Here is a 17,468-nt window from a genome sequence, read left to right on the forward strand (position 1 = left end):
GTTGAATCTCAAGGAGTTTTCCGTTTCGACTGCGCCGGAAGTGGGGCGAATTATAGACCTGTAGAATCTGCCGTCAAGGGTTAATTACGATTTTGTTGCAGAAGATGCTTTTTTAGCGATTAGGCGCGGAATCCGGCGCATTACAGGAGGAACACGCAGCAGCAACAACAGCCCCCCTATAGAAGCGTAGACCGACCACTCCTTCAGGTCCGCCCGGACAATCCATAGCATATGCAGCAGCCCCAGCCCCAGGATGAGATAAGCCAGGCGATGCAGCTTCTTCCAACGCGCGCCCAAGCGACGCTGGCTATAACGATTGGATGTCACAGCCAATAACAACAGAAAGAGGAACCCCAGGCTTCCGACAAAGATATAGGGGCGCTTGCGCAACTCAACTCCCAGCTGCGACCAGTCCAACCCCAAGACGAATACCCCATAAGCACTCAGGTGCAGCACTACATAAGCGAAGCACCACAACCCCAACTGTCGGCGCACAGCGATCCAGCCCGGCCACCCCGTGAGTTTTTGCAAAGGAGTCATGCCCAAGGTGATCAACAACAGCACCAGCGTGCCCAACCCCAGGCGATCAACCAGCACCTTGCCCGGGTCCGGCCCCAGGACCGAAGCCCAGGCTTCATACAGCCAATACAGCGGCCAGATAGCCGCAGCGATGAAGACGCCGATACGCCAGAACGAATAACGCATCAATAGTTCTTCCGCAGATCCATGCCGCTATATAAAGACGCGACTTCATCCGAGTAACCGTTGAACATCTGGGTTTCCCGCACATTGGGACTGAACAGACTGCTGGGTAGGCGCCGCTCCCGGGCCTGGGTCCAGCGCGGATGATCAACCGTTGGATTCACATTCGCGTAAAAACCATATTCGTTGGCCGCAATGCTCTGCCAGGTAGTCTTGGGCTGCTCGCTGACCAGGCTGATGCGCACAATCGACTTCACACTTTTGAAGCCATATTTCCAAGGCACTACAAGGCGAAGCGGCGCACCATTCTGGTTAGGCAGTTCACGCCCGTACATCCCCACCGCAAGAATCGCCAATGGATTCATCGCCTCATCAAGACGCAATCCCTCGACATAGGGCCAGTCGATCAAGGCAAAGCCGGAGCGCTGGCCCGGCATACTCTTGGGATCCTGCAACGTTTCAAAGCGAATGAACTTGGCGCTGCTGGTGGGCTCCACCTGCTTGAGCAAGGCAGAGATTGGAAAACCTATCCAGGGAATCACCATCGACCAGGCCTCTACGCAACGCAGTCGATAAATACGCTCCTCCAGCAAGTAGGGCTTCATGAAATCTTCCAGGGCGTAGCGGCCTGGCTTAGCCACCTCACCATCCACAACCACACTCCACGGCTGAGTCTTGAGCGCACCTGCGTTGGCCGCCGGGTCCCCCTTGTCAGTGCCGAATTCGTAGAAGTTGTTGTAGTGAGTCGCGTCCTTGAAAGGCGTGATCGCCTCATCCCTGACGGTTACTGCTTGCCACCGAGTGGTAGACAGCTTGTCGGAGAACCACGCGGGAGCCTGACCCGGCTCAACATCGGCATAACGCGACGCGTCCTGTGCTGCTGCCCATCGCGGCAAGCTGGCAAACGCCATGCCCGCAACCGCACCACTGAGCAGGCTGCGTCGAGAGAGGTAAAGAGATTCGGGCGTAACCTGCGACTCATTGCAGTCGGACGACTTGGGGAATTTGAATAACATGGCAACTCCGCAGTATTGGAGGACAGATGTACCAATAGACTGCGGAGTATGGGGGAAATTACATCACTCGACGCTTTTGCGACGACGCAGGTGCAACAGATACTGGATAGGGCCCGACGCCGCATAGGCGAGGAACACCAAAAGCAGAATGCGCGGCGGATCGCTGAACACCACTGCAAACACCAGTACCACCGCCAGGATCGCCACAAAAGGTACACGCCCTTTCAGGTCCAGGTCCTTGAAGCTGTTGTACTTGATGTTACTGACCATCAGCATGCCTGCGGCGGCCACCATCAACGCCACCAGGAACGACATCTTCGACCCCTGGATCCCGTAGTCGCTGAAGGCCCAGACGATACCAGCCACCACACCCGCCGCTGCCGGGCTGGCAAGGCCGATGAAATAACGCTTGTCGGCAGTACCGACTTGAGTATTGAAACGCGCCAGACGCAAGGCCGCGCCTGCCACATAGATGAAGGCGACCATCCAGCCGACCTTGCCCATATCACCCAGGGCCCAGCCAAAGGCCAACAACGCCGGCGCTACGCCGAATGCAACCATATCGGACAGTGAGTCGTATTCAGCGCCAAAAGCACTCTGTGTGTTGGTCATGCGGGCAACACGCCCATCCAGGCCATCGAGCACCATGGCCACGAAAATGGCGATCGCGGCAAAGGCAAAGTACTTGCTCGCCCCGGCCGCATCTCCGGCGCTCATTGCACTCTGGGCACTCATAGAGCTAATGATGGAATAGAACCCCGCGAACAGGTTCGCAGTGGTGAACAGATTCGGCAGAAGATAGATACCACGATGCCGGACTTTACGGCCTTCAGCGTCATGCCCTTCTTCGACATGCTCATCGATCGGTAGCAGGCTTTCGGCGTCAGAGGCCTGGTTTGGCTCTTCGGGACGTTCGCTCATGGACATTACCTTGCAACGGTGTGAAAAGTTTCGACAGATACCCAGGGCCGCGATTCGGCCACAAAGGATCCAGCTTTATACCAGAACCTATCCATGCAAACGAAAAAACGCGGCCTAGGCCGCGTTTTCCCTGACAAGACTCGAACTTAGTTCTTGGCTTTGTCGACGATTTTGTTGGCACCGATCCAAGGCATCATCGAGCGCAGTTGCTCGCCGATGATTTCGATACCGTGAGCGGCGTTGTTACGACGCTTGGCGGTCATCGATGGGTAGCCGGTAGCGCCCTCGCTGATGAACATCTTCGCGTATTCGCCGTCCTGGATGCGCTTCAGAGCATTGCGCATGGCCTGACGGGATTCGGCGTTGATGACTTCTGGACCAGTCACGTACTCGCCGTACTCAGCGTTGTTGGAGATCGAGTAGTTCATGTTGGCGATACCGCCTTCGTACATGAGGTCAACGATCAGCTTCAGTTCGTGCAGGCACTCGAAGTAGGCCATTTCTGGAGCGTAGCCAGCTTCAACCAGGGTTTCGAAACCGGCTTTGACCAGCTCGACGGTACCGCCACACAGAACAGCCTGCTCACCGAACAGGTCGGTTTCAGTCTCGTCCTTGAAGGTGGTTTCGATGATGCCGGTACGGCCGCCGCCCACGCCTGCGGCGTAGGACAGGGCAACGTTCTTGGCGTTGCCGGAAGCGTCCTGGTAGATCGCGATCAGGTCAGGAATACCACCGCCCTTGACGAACTCGGAACGTACGGTGTGGCCTGGAGCCTTCGGCGCGATCATGATCACGTCGAGGTCGGCACGAGGCACAACCTGGTTGTAGTGGATCGCGAAGCCGTGGGAGAAGGCCAGAGTGGCGCCCTTCTTGATGTTCGGCTCGATTTCGTTCTTGTACAGCTGGGACTGGAACTCGTCCGGGGTCAGGATCATGACCAGGTCGGCACCGGCAACGGCTGCAGCAACGTCGGTCACTTTCAGGCCGTGGGCTTCAGCCTTGGCAACGGTAGCCGAGCCTTTACGCAGGCCGACAGTCACGTCTACGCCGGAATCCTTCAGGTTGCATGCTTGAGCGTGGCCCTGGGAACCGTAGCCGATGATGGCAACTTTCTTACCCTGGATGATCGACAGGTCGCAGTCTTTATCGTAGAAAACTTTCATGAATTTCCCCTATATCAGGCCGTTCCGGCCATTCGCTAATTTGAGTTAGATGCTCAGTACTTTGTCGCCACGGGCAATCCCGGTGACACCACTGCGTACGGTTTCCAGAATCGATGCGGTGCCGATCGATTGAATAAAGCTGTCGAGCTTGTCGCTGGTACCGGTCAGTTGAACGGTATACACGCTGGCGCTGACATCAACGATCTGCCCACGGTAAATATCGGTGGTGCGCTTAACCTCGGCGCGCTGGGCGCCAGTGGCCTTGATCTTGACCAGCATCAGCTCACGCTCGATGTGCGCGCTTTCCGACAGGTCTACCAGCTTCACCACCTCAACCAGCTTGTTCAGGTTCTTGGTGATCTGCTCGATGATCTCGTCATGGCCAACGGTGGTCAGGGTCAGACGCGACAGAGTCGGGTCTTCAGTCGGCGCCACCGTCAGACTTTCGATGTTGTAGTTGCGTTGCGAGAACAGACCTACAACACGAGACAGAGCACCCGGTTCGTTTTCCAGAAGCAAGGAAATAATGTGCCGCATGATTAAGTACGCTCCGTCTTGCTCAGCCACATATCGCGCATGGAGCCGTCTTTGATCTGCATCGGATAGACGTGCTCGCTGGTGTCGACCTGAATATCGAGGAACACCAGGCGATCCTTCATGGCGAACGCTTCTTCCATCTTCGGCTTCAGATCCTTCAGATCCGTGATACGCATGCCCACGTGACCATAGGCTTCGACCAGCTTGACGAAGTCAGGCAGCGATTCCATGTAGGAGTGCGAATGACGGCTGCCGTAGCTCATGTCCTGCCACTGGCGCACCATCCCCAGCACACCATTGTTCAGGTTGATGATCTTGACCGGCAGATCGTACTGCAGGCAGGTCGACAGCTCCTGGATGTTCATCTGGATACTGCCTTCACCGGTGACGCAGGCGACATCATTATCCGGAAAGCTCAATTTCACGCCCATGGCCGCCGGGAAACCGAAGCCCATGGTGCCCAGGCCACCGGAGTTGATCCAGCGGTTGGGTTTGTTGAACCGGTAGTACTGCGCCGCGAACATCTGGTGCTGCCCCACGTCGGAGGTCACATAGGCATCGCCCTTGGTGACTTCGCACAGGGTTTCGATCACGGTCTGTGGCTTGATGATGCTGCCGTCGCCCTTGTCGTACGGGAAAAGGCCGCGATCGCCACGCCATTCCTCGATCTGCTTCCACCAACTGGCGACCGTCTCCTTGTTCGGGGTATCGCCGATTTCCTTGAGTGCCGCGACCATTTCGGTCAGGACGCTCTCCACTGGACCGACGATAGGCACATCGGCCTTGATGGTCTTGGAGATGGAAGCCGGGTCGATATCGACATGGATGATCTTGGCATTCGGGCAGAACTTCGGCGCACCGTTGATTACCCGGTCATCGAAGCGCGCGCCCACGGCCAGGATCACGTCGGCATGGTGCATGGTCAGGTTGGCGGTGTAGCTGCCGTGCATGCCGAGCATGCCCACGAACTGCCGGTCAGTGCCCGGATAGGCGCCCAGGCCCATCAAGGTATTGGTCACTGGCAGATTGAGCATCTTGGCCAGTTCGGTCAGCGGTGCGGAACCGCCGCCGAGAATCACGCCGCCGCCTGCATAAAGCACAGGGCGCTTGGCCGCCAGGAGCATTTCTGCCGCCTTGCGGATTTGCCCGGAGTGACCGCGAACAGCTGGGCTGTAGGAGCGCAGCTTGGCTTTCTTGGGGAAAACGTATTCGAACTTTTCAGCCGGGTTGGTCATGTCCTTGGGGATATCGACCACCACCGGACCAGGACGACCGGATTGCGCCAGGTAGAAGGCTTTCTTCATGACTTCCGGGATTTCCGAAGCGTGCTTGATCATGAAGCTGTGCTTCACGATCGGCCGGGAGATACCGATCATGTCGGTTTCCTGGAACGCGTCGGTGCCCACCATGGTGCTGGGCACCTGGCCGGAAATGATCACCATGGGAATCGAGTCCATATAGGCGGTGGCAATACCGGTAATGGCATTGGTCGCGCCCGGGCCGGAGGTCACCAGTACCACGCCGGCTTTACCGGTGGCACGGGCATAGCCGTCAGCCATATGGGTCGCCGCTTGTTCGTGACGAACCAGGATGTGGGTCACTTCCGGTTCTTTGAACAGGGCATCGTAAACATGAAGGAGAGCACCACCCGGGTACCCGTAGATATATTTGACGCCTTCGTCACGCAAAAAGCGGACGAGCATCTCACCGCCAGATAAAAGCTCCACGTTGTTCACCTCTAAAACGCCAGAATACCGCCCTCAAAAGGGAGCGGGTCTTAATAGGTTTACTTCTCAGCAGAGCATGAGCGACGGTGGTCGCCGACTACGTCAGCACTGACTGAGCAAGTATTGGGAGCGCCCCAAAGTGTTGCGGGGTTTTCCCACCCAGCGCGAGGTAACGCGTTGCGGGTGTAGCACTTCGGCGCGGATGTGCGCCTCATGATCTGCTGAGTGGGTCTGCTTCTGGCAGTCCCTCTACAGCGGACTTTGGATTCTTCTGTTTCGTCCTCTTCAAGTCAAGTCGTCTATGTGGTTAATTCGAACTAAGCGCATGAGAACGCAAGAAAAAACCCAAAAACGACTGCTGTCTGCGCTTCAATTGCGCAATCTTCAGCAAGCAACTCAGAAATGCGAACCCGGACTTTGGGCGAAACCCTATTGCCAGAGAGCCGAGAGGAACGTCATGCACTGCAACAACAGCAATGCACGGACAGACATGACCCCTCCGAAGTTGTCACCTCGGGAGAGCGAGACTGAAGTGGGCAGCATGGAGGGAGGCGACTGCCAGGTATACCTGGCAGTCGTGTTTCAGCGAGTAGCAACGATGAGCTGATCAAACTCTTTGAGCAGAACTCGCAACTGCTGGTCGCGCCCCTGCATCGGGCGAGTGGAGAACACCATCTCGGCCATTTCCTGAATACCTGACGCATTGGGCAGCGGCAAATCCTGCTCCAGAATCATCTTCATACGGGGCAGAAAGATCCACTGCAGCCATTGCTCGAATTCCAGAGTATCCACGGCAAAGGGCTGAGTGCTGGCCAGTGCCTCGGCGCTGGGCACAGCGTCGTCCCACAGGCCCTGCACACGCAACTCACGCTCGATCAGCAGCAACTGTTCGGCGATCCTGGGAAAGCGCCCATCCATCACAGCGAAACCCGAGCTTTCTGGCGCGCCTGCGCTGCACCTGCGGCATCACCCTGCTTCTCACGCGCCTGGGCAATCAGCTCCCACAGGCTTGCCTGGAGATCAGGGCGGCCGTTGGCAAAGCTCAGGCCACGGCGAGCGAACTGCTCGGCCTGGGGCGCATCCCCCTGGGCCATGCGTACCTGAGCCAGGCGATACAGCACCTGCGGCTCGCGTGGCGCAACACGCTGCGCTCGCTCGAGGCTGGAGGAAGCACCGTTCAAGTCACCACTGGACTGCTGTTGTTGCGCAGTGGTCAGCAACGCCAGCACCGGGCCATCCAGTTGCTCATCGGCCGACAGACCACCGGCCCGGGCCGAAGGGATGCCACTGGGCGTAGAAGGCATGTTGTAAGTGCCCTGGCTGATCGGTGCCGACTGATAACCGGAGCCGTCCACCGGCCCCGGGGTAATAGGCCCTGAAGTGACCGGCCCCGGAGTAATGGGCGAACTGCTGATCGGCGCCGAGGCCGTAGCGCCGCCGCCCGGAACCATTACCACTACGCCGGAATCTTCCGGAATCGCCTGTGCCTGAGCCTGCGCCGGGCGCTTGATGGTCGTCTGGCGAAAGCCTCCGGAAGCGGAAATCCGCTCGCTGTTGGACACGGCAGTGCCGGAATCCACGACGGGAATAGAGCCGCGCTGCACACTGGCGCAACCGTTGAGCAACGCCAGAGCTGTAATAGCTGGAACCCACCACTTGTTCACGTCAAACCCTCATCGCTTAGTTCATCCAGCCCTTGACCCAGTCCATCACCGAGTCGCCGCCTGCCGGGGTTTCTCCCCCACAGGAAGCACCGGGAGGCGGTTCGCTGCCGCGAATATACGGCATCTGCACAGCCCCCGGACAGTTGGCATCGGAGCCCTGCCCGGTACGCGAATCGACCCAGGCCTGAACCACGTTGTCCGGCTGCGGCATATCCAGCGGCAGCGGGTCGGCCTTGCGCATGAAACTGGTCCACACCTGCAAGGCACCGGTAGCACCGGTAAACGGCGTCTTGCCGTTATCGTCGCGACCCAGCCAGACCACGGCTAGCAGGTCCTGGCTGAAACCGGCGAACCAGCTGTCACGGGAATCGTTACTGGTACCGGTCTTGCCCGCCAACGCTAGAGTCTTGGGCAAAACGTTGTACACCGAGCTGCCGGTGCCTTCGCGCATCACCCGCTGCATTGCGCTTTGAATCAGATAGATCGAGCCGGCATCAAAGCGCTGCTGAATCTGGAACGGATAGCGCTTGAGCGGCTCGCCTTCCGCTGTCAACACGCTGCGAATCCCGCGCATCGGCGTATTGAAGCCGCCATTGGCCAGCGTCTGGTACATGGTCGCCACTTCCATCGGGCTCATGCCCCCTGCCCCCAGCAGCATCGATGGGAAGGCCGGGAACTCGCGGGTCACCCCCAGGCGCCCAAGGGTCTTCAGGACATTGGGCACACCCACTTCCAAGCCGAGCCGTGCGGTAGACAAGTTGTAGGAGTGAGCCAGGCCCTGGTACAGGAACACCGTACCGTGGGAGCGCCGGTCATAGTTCTGCGGCTTCCACACCTGGCCGTCTGCACCTTTTACCGAGAACGCCTCATCCGACAGCCAACTGGTCAGGGTGTACTGGCTGGGCTTTTCCAGGGCGGTCAGGTAGACCGCCGGCTTGATCAACGAGCCCACCGGGCGCACCGCATCCAAGGCCCGGTTGAAACCGGCAAAGCTGGCCTGACGACTGCCGATCATGGCCTGGACCTCACCGGTTTCCGGGTTGGTCACCACCATCGCCGCCTCGACGTCTTCCGAGCCCTTGCGCCCGGCCAGGCGCTTGAAGGTGTCGTTGACCGAGGCTTCGGCCTTCATCTGCAGGATCGGATCGAAACTGGTGAAGATCCGCAGGCCTTCTTCAGTCAAGTCTTCATCACGGTAGTCTTCACGCAACTGACGCTTGACCAGGTCGAGGAAACCGGGGAAGGAACTGTCCGCCAGGCTGCCGCGCTTGGTTACGCCCAGCGGCATCTTCTTCGCCGCCTCCACCTGTTCCGGGGTAGCTACGCCCTGCTGTGCCAGCAGATCGAGCACCAGGTTACGCCGCTCCAGGGCACGTTCCGGGTAGCGCCGCGGGTTGTAATAGGAAGGTCCTTTGACCATCCCGACCAACAGCGCCACCTGGTGCAACTTGAGTTCGGACAGGGGCTGGCTGAAGAAGAACTGGCTGGCCAGACCGAAACCGTGCACCGCACGCTGACCGTCCTGGCCGACGAAGACCTCGTTGAGGTAGGCCTCGAGAATTTCGCGCTTGTCGTAATGCAGCTCCAGCAACAACGCCATCATCGCTTCATTGAGCTTGCGCGACAGGCTGCGCTCGTTGGTCAGGAAGAAGTTTTTCACCAACTGCTGGGTCAGGGTACTACCGCCCTGGCGCATCTGGCCGGACGAAGTGTTGACCCAGATCGCACGGGCAATCGACTTGGGCGACACCCCGTGGTGTGAATAAAAGTCGCGGTCTTCCACCGCCACCAGCGTTTCCAGCAGATACGGCGGAACCTGATCGATCTTGATCAGGATCCGGTCTTCGAGGTTCTTCGGGTACAGGCCGCCGATCAGCAATGGCTCCAGGCGCACCACCGCGAGCTTGGCCCCCTTGCTGCCGGAAAGTTCCGCCACGTAATCACCGGAGAAGCGCACGCGCACCGGCTGAGCCTGCTCCAGCCCTTCATAGAACTGGAAGCCGCGGGTGTTTAGGTCCACGGTATTGCCATTGACCGAGGCTGCGCCCGGGCCGTTGGCGACACTTTCACGGCGATAGCCCAGAGCGTCGAGTTCCGTGAGGAAATCGTCCTTGCTGAGCTTTTGTCCGACGAACAGCTCAAGAGGGCGGGCGTAGACCTTGGCCGGAATGGTCCAGCGCTTGCCGGAGAACTTTTCCTGGACCACGGCATCGAGGTAAACCGCAAAGCCGGCGAGCACCACCAAACCGACCAGACTGAGCTTGAGGGCCCAGCCCAGCCAGGGGCGCAGGCCACCAGACGGCGTTTTTTTAGCAGAACGAGGGGATCGGGTACGAGTCATGGCGGCGGATTATACGCACTTTATTCATCGTCAACATGCGCCACCCGAGGTTTGCCTTAGTGCGCTCAGCGGCCATAATGACGCCCTCGATTTTCCCGACTCTGAAGGATCGCCTGTGAGCCAGTCACTGATCGCTGCCCTGCAAAACCCCGCCTTGTTTCCTCATCCCGTAGAAGGGTTTCAGGTCATCGAAACCCACATCTCCTGGGTTCTGCTCACCGGCCCCTTTGCCTATAAAGTGAAGAAGCCGGTCAATTTCGGCTTCCTCGACTTCACCAGCCTGGACGCCCGCGAGCACTTCTGCGGCGAAGAGCTGCGCCTGAACCAGCGCCTGACCGAGGACCTGTACCTGGAAGTCCTGCCGATCACCGGTAGCGCCGAAGCCCCGGTACTGGGCGGCGATGGTCCGGCTATCGAATACGTACTGAAAATGCGTCAGTTCCCGCAAAGCCAGTTGCTCAGCACCTTGCAGGCCAACAGCGAACTGACCACTGCGCACATCGATGAGATGGCCAGGCAGATCGCCCACTTCCACCTCAACGCGCCCAAGGTTCCAGCTGAGCATGAAGCCGGCACCCCGGAGAGTGTGATGGCTCCGGTGCGCCAGAACTTCGAGCAAATCCGCCCATTCCTCAGCGAGAAGGCCGATCTGCAACAACTTGAAGCCCTGCAAGCCTGGGCCGAAACCAGCTTCGAACGCCTCAAGCCTCTGCTGGCCCAACGCAAGAGCGAAGGTTTCATCCGTGAATGCCATGGCGATATCCACCTGGGCAACGCCACCCTGATCGACGGCAAGGTGGTGATTTTCGACTGCATCGAATTCAACGAACCGTTTCGTTTCACCGACGTCTACGCCGATACCGGCTTCCTCGCCATGGACCTGGAAGACCGCGGCCTGAAGAGCCTGGCGCGACGCTTCATCAGCCAGTACCTGGAACTGACCGGCGACTACCAGGGCCTGGAGCTGCTTAATTTCTACAAGGCCTACCGTGCCCTGGTACGCGCCAAGGTCAGCCTATTCAGCATGCCTGCCGATGCCACGCCGGTGCAGCGCGCCACCACCCTGCGCCAGTACCGCAACTACGCCAATCTGGCGGAGAGCTACAGCACCATTCCATCGCGTTTCCTGGCCATCACCTCAGGCATCTCGGCAGTCGGCAAGAGCAGCGTGGCCATGCGCCTGGTAGAGGCACTGGGCGCCGTTCGCCTGCGCTCCGACGTAGAGCGCAAGCGCCTGTTCGGCGAGCAACAGGTGCCCAACGACCCACACGCGGGCATCTATAGCAGCGAAGCCAGCAGCGCCACCTACGCGCGCCTGCATGAAATCGCCGAAACCATCCTGCGTGCCGGCTACCCGGTAGTGATCGACGCGACCTACCTCAAACGAGCCCAGCGCGATGCCGCGGCCAAAGTGGCCGAGGCCACTGGTACGCCCTGCCTGATCATCGACTGCAACGCCCCTGAGGCAGTGGTTGCCAGTTGGCTGGCCCAGCGCCAGGCCGATCAGAACGATCCATCCGACGCCACTCTGGAAGTGATTGCCAACCAGCAAGCCACTCGTGAAGCACTGACCGACGAAGAGCTGCTGCGCAGCAAGCGCATAGAAACCAACGAAAGCGGCAGCCTGGACGCCCTGGTTGCCAACATTCGCCAACGCCTCCCAGGCCTGTAAACGGTCATTTCAGCCGTGGAGTGGCAAAGACTTCACGGCTGAAAAATAGTGGCACTATACTGGCGTCATAAATCCAACACTGGTGACGTCGCCATGAGCCAACCGAAACTTCTCGACACTCCGCTTTACGCCCTGCTGCATAAAGACGACATCGTCGGCTTCAACCGCGAACGCCCGAAAGACCAACCCATCGACATGCGCGGCGGGGATTTCCGCGGCCTCGACCTGCGGGAACTGAACGCACAAGGCATCGATTTCACTGACGCCTACTTTCGCTCCGCGGACCTGCGCGGGCTGGACTTGAGAAACTCGTCCATGGAAGGCGCCAGCCTCGCCCATGCACAGATTTCCGGCGCCTACTTTCCGGTGGAACTGAGCGCCGACGAGATTCTCATGTCGGTCAATTTCGGCACCCGCCTGCGTTACCGCACTCGCTGACCCCCGCCACCCGTCTTTGTCCGGCGCTCTGTTCAGCGCCGGACCTGGTCCGCTTTCTCGCCTGCACCCCGCCTTTCGCATGGCCTGCCCCCTTCCCTTCGAGCTTCACCGCTGCTCCCTTAGAAGCATTTGCGCCAAACCCGACCAAAGAACAGCGCGTTTTCTACTGAGCGCTACACTCCTCAGAGGCTGCCCACTCACCATTCGGCCATCGCCAGGAGGCTTAATGAATGATGAACTGCAACACCTGAAGAACCTTGGCAAGACATCGGCACAATGGCTGCATGCAGTGGGCATCCATAGCGCTTCCGACTTGCGCCGCCTGGGCGCGGTGGACGCCTACCGGGCCGTGCGGACCCGTGGTTTTCGTGCGTCGAAAGTCTTGCTCTATGCCATTGAAGGCGCCCTGATGGACATGCACTGGAACGACCTTCCCGCCGAACGCAAAGAGGCGTTGAACAAGCAACTGGACGCCATTTCCTCTCGTCACAAAAACTGACTGGCAGAGCCAAATGTATCTAATGGGGGAGCAGCCGGCTTACGCCGACGCCTTGATCAACAGACTGCAGAGCATTCCGCCGCAATTGCTGGACGGGCTTGCGCCCAGCGGCCCGACGTTGGAGCTTGGCCCCATCGCTGAGCTGTCCAGCGTATTGCCCGGCGACCAGTTGTTCCTGCTGGCAAGTGGCGTGATCCAGGCCAGTGTCGAAGAGCGGCCACTGTTCTACCTGCATGAAGGCGACCTGGTGGGGCTGCGGCGCGGCATCGAACTCCCGCAGTGGCAACTGCACTGCGATACGCCGCTGCAACTGATTCCCTATCTGAGGACTGAAGTGTTTCGACACATCCAGGCCGACGTACAACGCTCGGAACTGCTCGTACAGTACCTGATCGGCCAGACCGCCCTGCTGTCCGATGCCATTGCCCGTCTCAAGCCGCCAGAGTTGCGCAGCAGCAACGGTTTCAAGCGCGTGGAGGCGGGCGAAAGGCTGATTACCCAGGGGGATGAGGCAGATCATGTGTTTGTAATACTCGAAGGCCATGCACAGGCCTTCGTCGACGGACACAAGGTCGGCGACGTCCCCAAGGACGAGATTTTCGGCGCCATGGCAGTGTTCACCGGAGAAAAACGCAGTGCCAGCGTGATCGCCAGCGAACCCAGCACCATCATGCTGATTCCCAAGGACCAGTTTCTCAGCCTGACCCAGAGCAATCCGCGCATTGCCCACAGCCTGATCGAAAGCATGGCGCGCCGCATCGACCTGTTGAACAAGGAAGTGACCCGGCTCATGACCTTGAACAACCCGAACTGACCCCGGATTCCAGGCAGATCCAAACGGACGTTTGGCAAAATATGCAGAAATCTGAAAAGCCTTGTTGACTTCGAAATGAGAATCGTTATGATTATCACAACTGATCGCGAGATCAGTCGATAACCTGGAAGACCAGTGGTTCGGACTCTCAGATTATCTCCTCATCAGGCTAATCACGGTTATTTGACCCGGCTCTTGCCGGGTCTTTTTTTGCCCGCAGAAAAGCCCTCCGATCAGGGCCTCAGTTGCGCGCAATAGTCCTTGGCGGACTGGGGCGGTGTGTACCAGACGTAGTCGGCCGATGCCGCGGCAACCTGTTGCCCCTGCTCCGCCAGAATCAACACCACCACCTCCTGGCCTCGGTCCAGATCGGCAAGATGCAGGGGCACGCCAAGATCCTTGCGACCGTGAAACGCCCCGGCCAGCAACAGGGCCGGAGCCGGAGCCGCCAGCAGCTGTTCAGCCATGCGTCGGTCCCGTTGCTGCTGCACCGCCCGCATTGCCGGCACCTGGCTCTCCGGCAGCAAGCCACAGTGCGATTCGCGGATTTGCCCGGCCAATGCCTCGATCACCGACGGTGCGTTGCTCCGTGTGCCGGTCAGGACGGGCGCCCGTGCATAAATGGCACGCACCTCCTGGCGATCCAGATTGGCAGCGAGCAAGGGATAGGGCTGACGCAGGGCAAAACCCACCAGCGGGCCGTAGAGGCTCCAATCCCAGCCTGATTGCCAGGCCAACCTGCCGGGTAGGTCATCAGGCAAACGCCCCCCATCAATGGAGCGTTTTACCCCATCGACTTCTGGCTGCTGATCCGGGTTGAGCATTTCCAGCAACAGGCTGCCCTGTGGCCGCTCCCGGGCCATGGAGCGCAAGAGCCAGAGTTGCAGGGCATGATGATCGGGATTGTCATGCTGCTCGCCAATGATCACTCGGGGGGCCCGTGCCAGGCGCCCTACCAGTTCGACAGGGGTCAGCGCCTTGGCACTGCGCAGCTCAATGATACTGCCGGGCGCCGAAGCCACCGGCGGCGGCAGGATCCCCGGCATGCTGTGACAGGCGGCCAGCAGCATGGCCAGCAACAATGGCAATACGCGCATCAGGTCTCTCCGGGCTTCGCCTCAGCGGGCGATGATCAACGGGTGCCCGCGTTCGGGATGCTCCTGCACCAGAACTTCCAGGCCGAACACCGCCTTCAGGGGCTCAGGCCGCAGTACCGCGGTCGGTGTTCCCAATGAATGCGGGCGGCCGCCTTCAAGCAACAAGACCCGGTCACAATAACGCGCAGCCAGATTCAGGTCATGCAGGATGACCAGCACCGCCGCGCCGCGGTCGGCGAAGGCTCGAATGGCCTGCAAGGTGACGTGCTGGTGCAAGGGGTCTAGTGCAGAAGTCGGCTCATCCAGCAGCAGGTTGTGCCCTGGCTGGCCCGGCCACAGTTGCGCCAGGACCCGCGCCAGATGCACCCGCTGGCGCTCGCCGCCGGACAGCGCGAGATAGCTGCGCCCCGACAGGTGCGCCACATCGGCAGCATTCAAAGCAGCGTTGACGATTTCCTCGTCACGCACGCGCCCGGTCTGATGGGGCAAACGCCCCAGCGCCACCACCTCCTCCACACGAAAGGCGAAATCCAGGCTCGAAGCCTGGGGCAGCACTGCCAGGCGCTGCGCACGCTCGGCGCCCGACCAATGAGCCAGTTCCTGATCATCCAGCAGCACCTGCCCCTGATGAGCCGCCAGTTCACCACTCAAGCCCCCCAAGAGGCTGCTTTTACCTGCACCGTTCGGGCCGAGGACTCCCAGCACCTCGCCCGGCAGCAACTGCAGGTCGATGCCAGCCAGGACGTCTTTGCCGCCGCGCCGCACATGCAGGTTCTCGACTCGCAGCATCAGGCACGCCCTCGCAACAACAGGTACAGAAAGAATGGCGCACCGATAAAGGCCGTGACGATACCGATGGGCAACTCGGCAGGCGCCAGCGCCAGGCGCGCCACCAGGTCAGCCAACAGCAGCAGGCTGGCTCCGGCCAGGATCGAGGCCGGGAGCAAGGTTCGGTGATCCGGACCGGACAACAGGCGCACCAGATGCGGCACCACCAGGCCGACAAAACCGATCATTCCCGCCGCCGCCACGGCAGCGCCCACACCCAGCGCGGTGCAGAACACCAGCTCGCGCTTGAGGCCTTCGACATCGATGCCAAGGTGCTTGGCCTCGGACTCGCCCAACAGCAGTGCATTCAACGCCTTGGCCCGGCGCGGCAGCCACAGCGCAACCGCGGCGGTCACCAGCAGCAAGGGCCACAAGCGCTGGTAACTGGCACCATTCAGGCTGCCCAGGTTCCAGAAAGTCAGAGTGCGCAACGTGGCATCGTCCGCCAGATAGGTGAACAACCCCACCGCCGAACTGGCCAGCGCCGTCAGGGCAATCCCCGCCAGCAGCATGGTTGCCACATGGGTCTGCCCGTTGCGCCGCCCCAGGCGATACACCAGCGCCGTCACCCCCAGGCCGCCAAGGAAGGCACACAGGGAGAGCAAATAAGGGCCGACAGCCTCTGGCAGGCCGCCGAACATCGAGCCGCCAACAATGGCGATGGCCGCACCCAATGCTGCACCACTGGAAACCCCCACCAACCCCGGGTCCGCCAGGGGGTTGCGAAACAGCCCCTGCATGGCGACCCCGGACAGCGCCAGAACTCCGCCGACCGCAAGACCGAGCAGAGTCCGGGGCAAGCGAATCTGTCCCAGGATCAGTTCCGCCTGCTCCAGACCCTGCCCGTCGATCGGCAATCCAAGCAGGCGCAAGGCGGCACGCAAGGTATCAAACAAGGGCAGGCTGACAGGGCCCAGGGCCAGGGACAGCCAGATCGCCACAAGACACAGGACACCCAGCCCGATAAACAGTGTTCGAGGCTTGACCAGACGACTCATTGGGCCGGCTTGGCCTGGGGATAAAAGGCGCTGGAGAGGCGTTTCAGGCTATCAGGCAAGCGAGGGCCCAGGCCTCCCACCAGCAAGGTCGGGTCCAGTTCCACCACCCGCCCGGCCTTGGCCGCCGGTGTGGATGCCAGCACCGGGTTCTCCTTGAACAGTGCGGCACGAGCGGCATCGCCGGTCAGGCTGCGATCGGAGAACACCAGCACATCCGGATTCAAGCCCGCCAGGGATTCGACCGAGAACGGCTTATAGCCGGTATGAGTCGCCAGGTTGCGCCCACCGGCCTGTTGCAATAGCCAATTCGCGGCGGTGTCCTTGCCGGCGATCAGGGGTTTGCCGCCGGCATGCCCGAGCAACAACAGCACCCCGGGCGCCGCGTGCTGCGCTTGAGCCTGGGCGAGCCAGGCCTGCTGCTGCCCAAGTTGTTGCTGATAGCCCTGGAACAGTTGCCTGGCCTGCTCTTCTCGGCCCAGCAATAGCCCCAGGTGCTGCAGGGTAGCTTGCAAGGTCGGCAAGTCGGCCTGGGCGGAAAACAGTTCGACCTTGACCCCGGCACTGCGGATCTGCGAAAGCACTGGCGGCGGCCCCATCTCCTCGGTACCCACCAGAATCTGCGGCCGCAGGCTGAGAATGCCTTCGGCCGACAACTGACGCTGATAGCCGATGCTCGACAGCGCCTTGAGCGACTCCGGGTGCTGGCTGGTGGTATCGACGCCCACCAGCTTGGACTCGGCCCCCAGAGCCGTTATCCACTCGGACAAGGCCCCACCGGCACTGACCCAACGCTGCGGCAACTCATCAGCGGTGGCCCACTGGCTCACCAGCAATCCGGCACAGAACGCAATGGCGCAGGCACTCAGGCGCATAAGAACATTTCCTTCATTAAAGTGGGGGCCCGCGCAGCTGCTGTCCATGTGACATGCCGGACAGGCCGGGCATCGAAAGGAACAAGCGTCCCGTAACGGGCGGGGCGGCCATTTGATAATTGTTTTCATTTAGCCGTCAAGCGCCGACATGTTTCATCCTGCAGCCGGAAAGAAACTGT

Annotated in this window: 17 protein-coding genes; 4 read left to right on the forward strand and 13 right to left on the reverse strand. The window is 60.2% G+C overall.

What is annotated here, in order from left to right:
* Positions 1-84 precede the first annotated feature (84 nt).
* From msrQ to mrcB, 9 genes are all read right to left on the reverse strand, one after another.
* Positions 85-705 carry a protein-methionine-sulfoxide reductase heme-binding subunit MsrQ gene (gene msrQ / locus AC1RL5_RS22730; protein WP_103408063.1) on the reverse strand — a complete coding sequence of 207 codons (621 nt, stop codon included), beginning with the start codon at positions 703-705 and terminating at the stop codon, positions 85-87.
* Entirely contained in the window at positions 705-1,718 is a 1,014-nt protein-coding gene (gene msrP, locus AC1RL5_RS22735; protein ID WP_103408064.1) for a protein-methionine-sulfoxide reductase catalytic subunit MsrP, read from the reverse strand. Before msrP ends, msrQ begins: the two co-directional genes overlap by 1 nt.
* A 63-nt stretch (positions 1,719-1,781) precedes the next feature.
* Complete coding sequence (gene pssA, locus AC1RL5_RS22740; protein ID WP_011063487.1) at positions 1,782-2,639, reverse strand: CDP-diacylglycerol--serine O-phosphatidyltransferase; 858 nt, start codon at positions 2,637-2,639, stop codon at positions 1,782-1,784.
* 146 nt (positions 2,640-2,785) lie between these two features.
* On the reverse strand, positions 2,786-3,802 hold the full coding sequence (ilvC, locus tag AC1RL5_RS22745) for a ketol-acid reductoisomerase (RefSeq protein ID WP_007959661.1): 1,017 nt from the start codon (positions 3,800-3,802) through the stop codon (positions 2,786-2,788).
* A 45-nt stretch (positions 3,803-3,847) separates the two neighbouring features.
* Complete coding sequence (gene ilvN, locus AC1RL5_RS22750; protein WP_011063488.1) at positions 3,848-4,339, reverse strand: acetolactate synthase small subunit; 492 nt, start codon at positions 4,337-4,339, stop codon at positions 3,848-3,850.
* Positions 4,340-4,341: 2 nt separating this feature from the next.
* A complete protein-coding gene (locus AC1RL5_RS22755; protein ID WP_026019946.1) occupies positions 4,342-6,066 on the reverse strand; it encodes an acetolactate synthase 3 large subunit in 1,725 nt (574 codons plus the stop codon).
* A gap of 582 nt (positions 6,067-6,648) precedes the next feature.
* Positions 6,649-6,984, reverse strand: a complete 336-nt coding sequence (locus AC1RL5_RS22760; RefSeq protein WP_011063490.1) for a YqcC family protein — start codon at positions 6,982-6,984, stop codon at positions 6,649-6,651.
* Complete coding sequence (locus tag AC1RL5_RS22765) at positions 6,984-7,730, reverse strand: tetratricopeptide repeat protein (RefSeq protein WP_072453167.1); 747 nt, start codon at positions 7,728-7,730, stop codon at positions 6,984-6,986. Before AC1RL5_RS22765 ends, AC1RL5_RS22760 begins: the two co-directional genes overlap by 1 nt.
* A gap of 16 nt (positions 7,731-7,746) precedes the next feature.
* Entirely contained in the window at positions 7,747-10,071 is a 2,325-nt protein-coding gene (gene mrcB / locus AC1RL5_RS22770; protein WP_072453164.1) for a penicillin-binding protein 1B, read from the reverse strand.
* A gap of 115 nt (positions 10,072-10,186) precedes the next feature.
* Between mrcB and AC1RL5_RS22775 the strand changes: the two genes are divergently transcribed.
* The 4 genes from AC1RL5_RS22775 (at position 10,187) to AC1RL5_RS22790 (ending at position 13,494) form a co-directional block, all read left to right on the forward strand.
* Positions 10,187-11,743 (forward strand): bifunctional aminoglycoside phosphotransferase/ATP-binding protein, encoded by a 1,557-nt coding sequence (locus tag AC1RL5_RS22775; protein ID WP_072453162.1) that lies wholly within the window; start codon positions 10,187-10,189, stop codon positions 11,741-11,743.
* Between the two features lie 93 nt (positions 11,744-11,836).
* Complete coding sequence (locus AC1RL5_RS22780) at positions 11,837-12,181, forward strand: pentapeptide repeat-containing protein (protein WP_011063494.1); 345 nt, start codon at positions 11,837-11,839, stop codon at positions 12,179-12,181.
* A 226-nt stretch (positions 12,182-12,407) separates the two neighbouring features.
* Positions 12,408-12,680, forward strand: coding sequence for a TfoX/Sxy family protein (locus AC1RL5_RS22785; RefSeq protein ID WP_011063495.1), 273 nt, complete (start codon positions 12,408-12,410; stop codon positions 12,678-12,680).
* Positions 12,681-12,693: 13 nt separating this feature from the next.
* Positions 12,694-13,494, forward strand: a complete 801-nt coding sequence (locus AC1RL5_RS22790) for a Crp/Fnr family transcriptional regulator (RefSeq protein ID WP_011063496.1) — start codon at positions 12,694-12,696, stop codon at positions 13,492-13,494.
* Positions 13,495-13,727: 233 nt separating this feature from the next.
* Here the strand turns inward: AC1RL5_RS22790 and AC1RL5_RS22795 are convergent, their stop codons facing one another.
* The 4 genes from AC1RL5_RS22795 to AC1RL5_RS22810 are packed head-to-tail and all read right to left on the reverse strand — an operon-like array spanning position 13,728 to position 17,289.
* Positions 13,728-14,591, reverse strand: coding sequence for a ChaN family lipoprotein (locus AC1RL5_RS22795; protein ID WP_492590229.1), 864 nt, complete (start codon positions 14,589-14,591; stop codon positions 13,728-13,730).
* Positions 14,592-14,612: 21 nt separating this feature from the next.
* On the reverse strand, positions 14,613-15,380 hold the full coding sequence (locus AC1RL5_RS22800) for a heme ABC transporter ATP-binding protein (RefSeq protein ID WP_011063498.1): 768 nt from the start codon (positions 15,378-15,380) through the stop codon (positions 14,613-14,615).
* Positions 15,380-16,417 (reverse strand): FecCD family ABC transporter permease, encoded by a 1,038-nt coding sequence (locus AC1RL5_RS22805; protein ID WP_011063499.1) that lies wholly within the window; start codon positions 16,415-16,417, stop codon positions 15,380-15,382. Before AC1RL5_RS22805 ends, AC1RL5_RS22800 begins: the two co-directional genes overlap by 1 nt.
* Entirely contained in the window at positions 16,414-17,289 is an 876-nt protein-coding gene (locus AC1RL5_RS22810; RefSeq protein ID WP_492590227.1) for a heme/hemin ABC transporter substrate-binding protein, read from the reverse strand. The genes AC1RL5_RS22805 and AC1RL5_RS22810 overlap by 4 nt, the downstream gene beginning before the upstream one ends.
* Positions 17,290-17,468: the final 179 nt, after the last annotated feature.

The sequence above is a fragment of the Pseudomonas sp. GW822-FHT06D10 genome (assembly GCF_058799535.1).

Excerpts from the sequence above, each read along its gene's own strand:
- msrQ (WP_103408063.1), bottom strand. The coding sequence starts at position 705 with ATGCGTTATTCGTTCTGGCGTATCGGCGTCTTCATCGCTGCGGCTATC.
- msrP (WP_103408064.1), bottom strand. The coding sequence starts at position 1,718 with ATGTTATTCAAATTCCCCAAGTCGTCCGACTGCAATGAGTCGCAGGTT.
- pssA (WP_011063487.1), bottom strand. The coding sequence starts at position 2,639 with ATGAGCGAACGTCCCGAAGAGCCAAACCAGGCCTCTGACGCCGAAAGC.
- ilvC (WP_007959661.1), bottom strand. The coding sequence starts at position 3,802 with ATGAAAGTTTTCTACGATAAAGACTGCGACCTGTCGATCATCCAGGGT.
- ilvN (WP_011063488.1), bottom strand. The coding sequence starts at position 4,339 with ATGCGGCACATTATTTCCTTGCTTCTGGAAAACGAACCGGGTGCTCTG.
- AC1RL5_RS22760 (WP_011063490.1), bottom strand. The coding sequence starts at position 6,984 with ATGGATGGGCGCTTTCCCAGGATCGCCGAACAGTTGCTGCTGATCGAG.
- mrcB (WP_072453164.1), bottom strand. The coding sequence starts at position 10,071 with ATGACTCGTACCCGATCCCCTCGTTCTGCTAAAAAAACGCCGTCTGGT.
- AC1RL5_RS22780 (WP_011063494.1), top strand. The coding sequence starts at position 11,837 with ATGAGCCAACCGAAACTTCTCGACACTCCGCTTTACGCCCTGCTGCAT.
- AC1RL5_RS22785 (WP_011063495.1), top strand. The coding sequence starts at position 12,408 with ATGAATGATGAACTGCAACACCTGAAGAACCTTGGCAAGACATCGGCA.
- AC1RL5_RS22790 (WP_011063496.1), top strand. The coding sequence starts at position 12,694 with ATGTATCTAATGGGGGAGCAGCCGGCTTACGCCGACGCCTTGATCAAC.
- AC1RL5_RS22795 (WP_492590229.1), bottom strand. The coding sequence starts at position 14,591 with ATGCGCGTATTGCCATTGTTGCTGGCCATGCTGCTGGCCGCCTGTCAC.
- AC1RL5_RS22800 (WP_011063498.1), bottom strand. The coding sequence starts at position 15,380 with ATGCTGCGAGTCGAGAACCTGCATGTGCGGCGCGGCGGCAAAGACGTC.
- AC1RL5_RS22805 (WP_011063499.1), bottom strand. The coding sequence starts at position 16,417 with ATGAGTCGTCTGGTCAAGCCTCGAACACTGTTTATCGGGCTGGGTGTC.
- AC1RL5_RS22810 (WP_492590227.1), bottom strand. The coding sequence starts at position 17,289 with ATGCGCCTGAGTGCCTGCGCCATTGCGTTCTGTGCCGGATTGCTGGTG.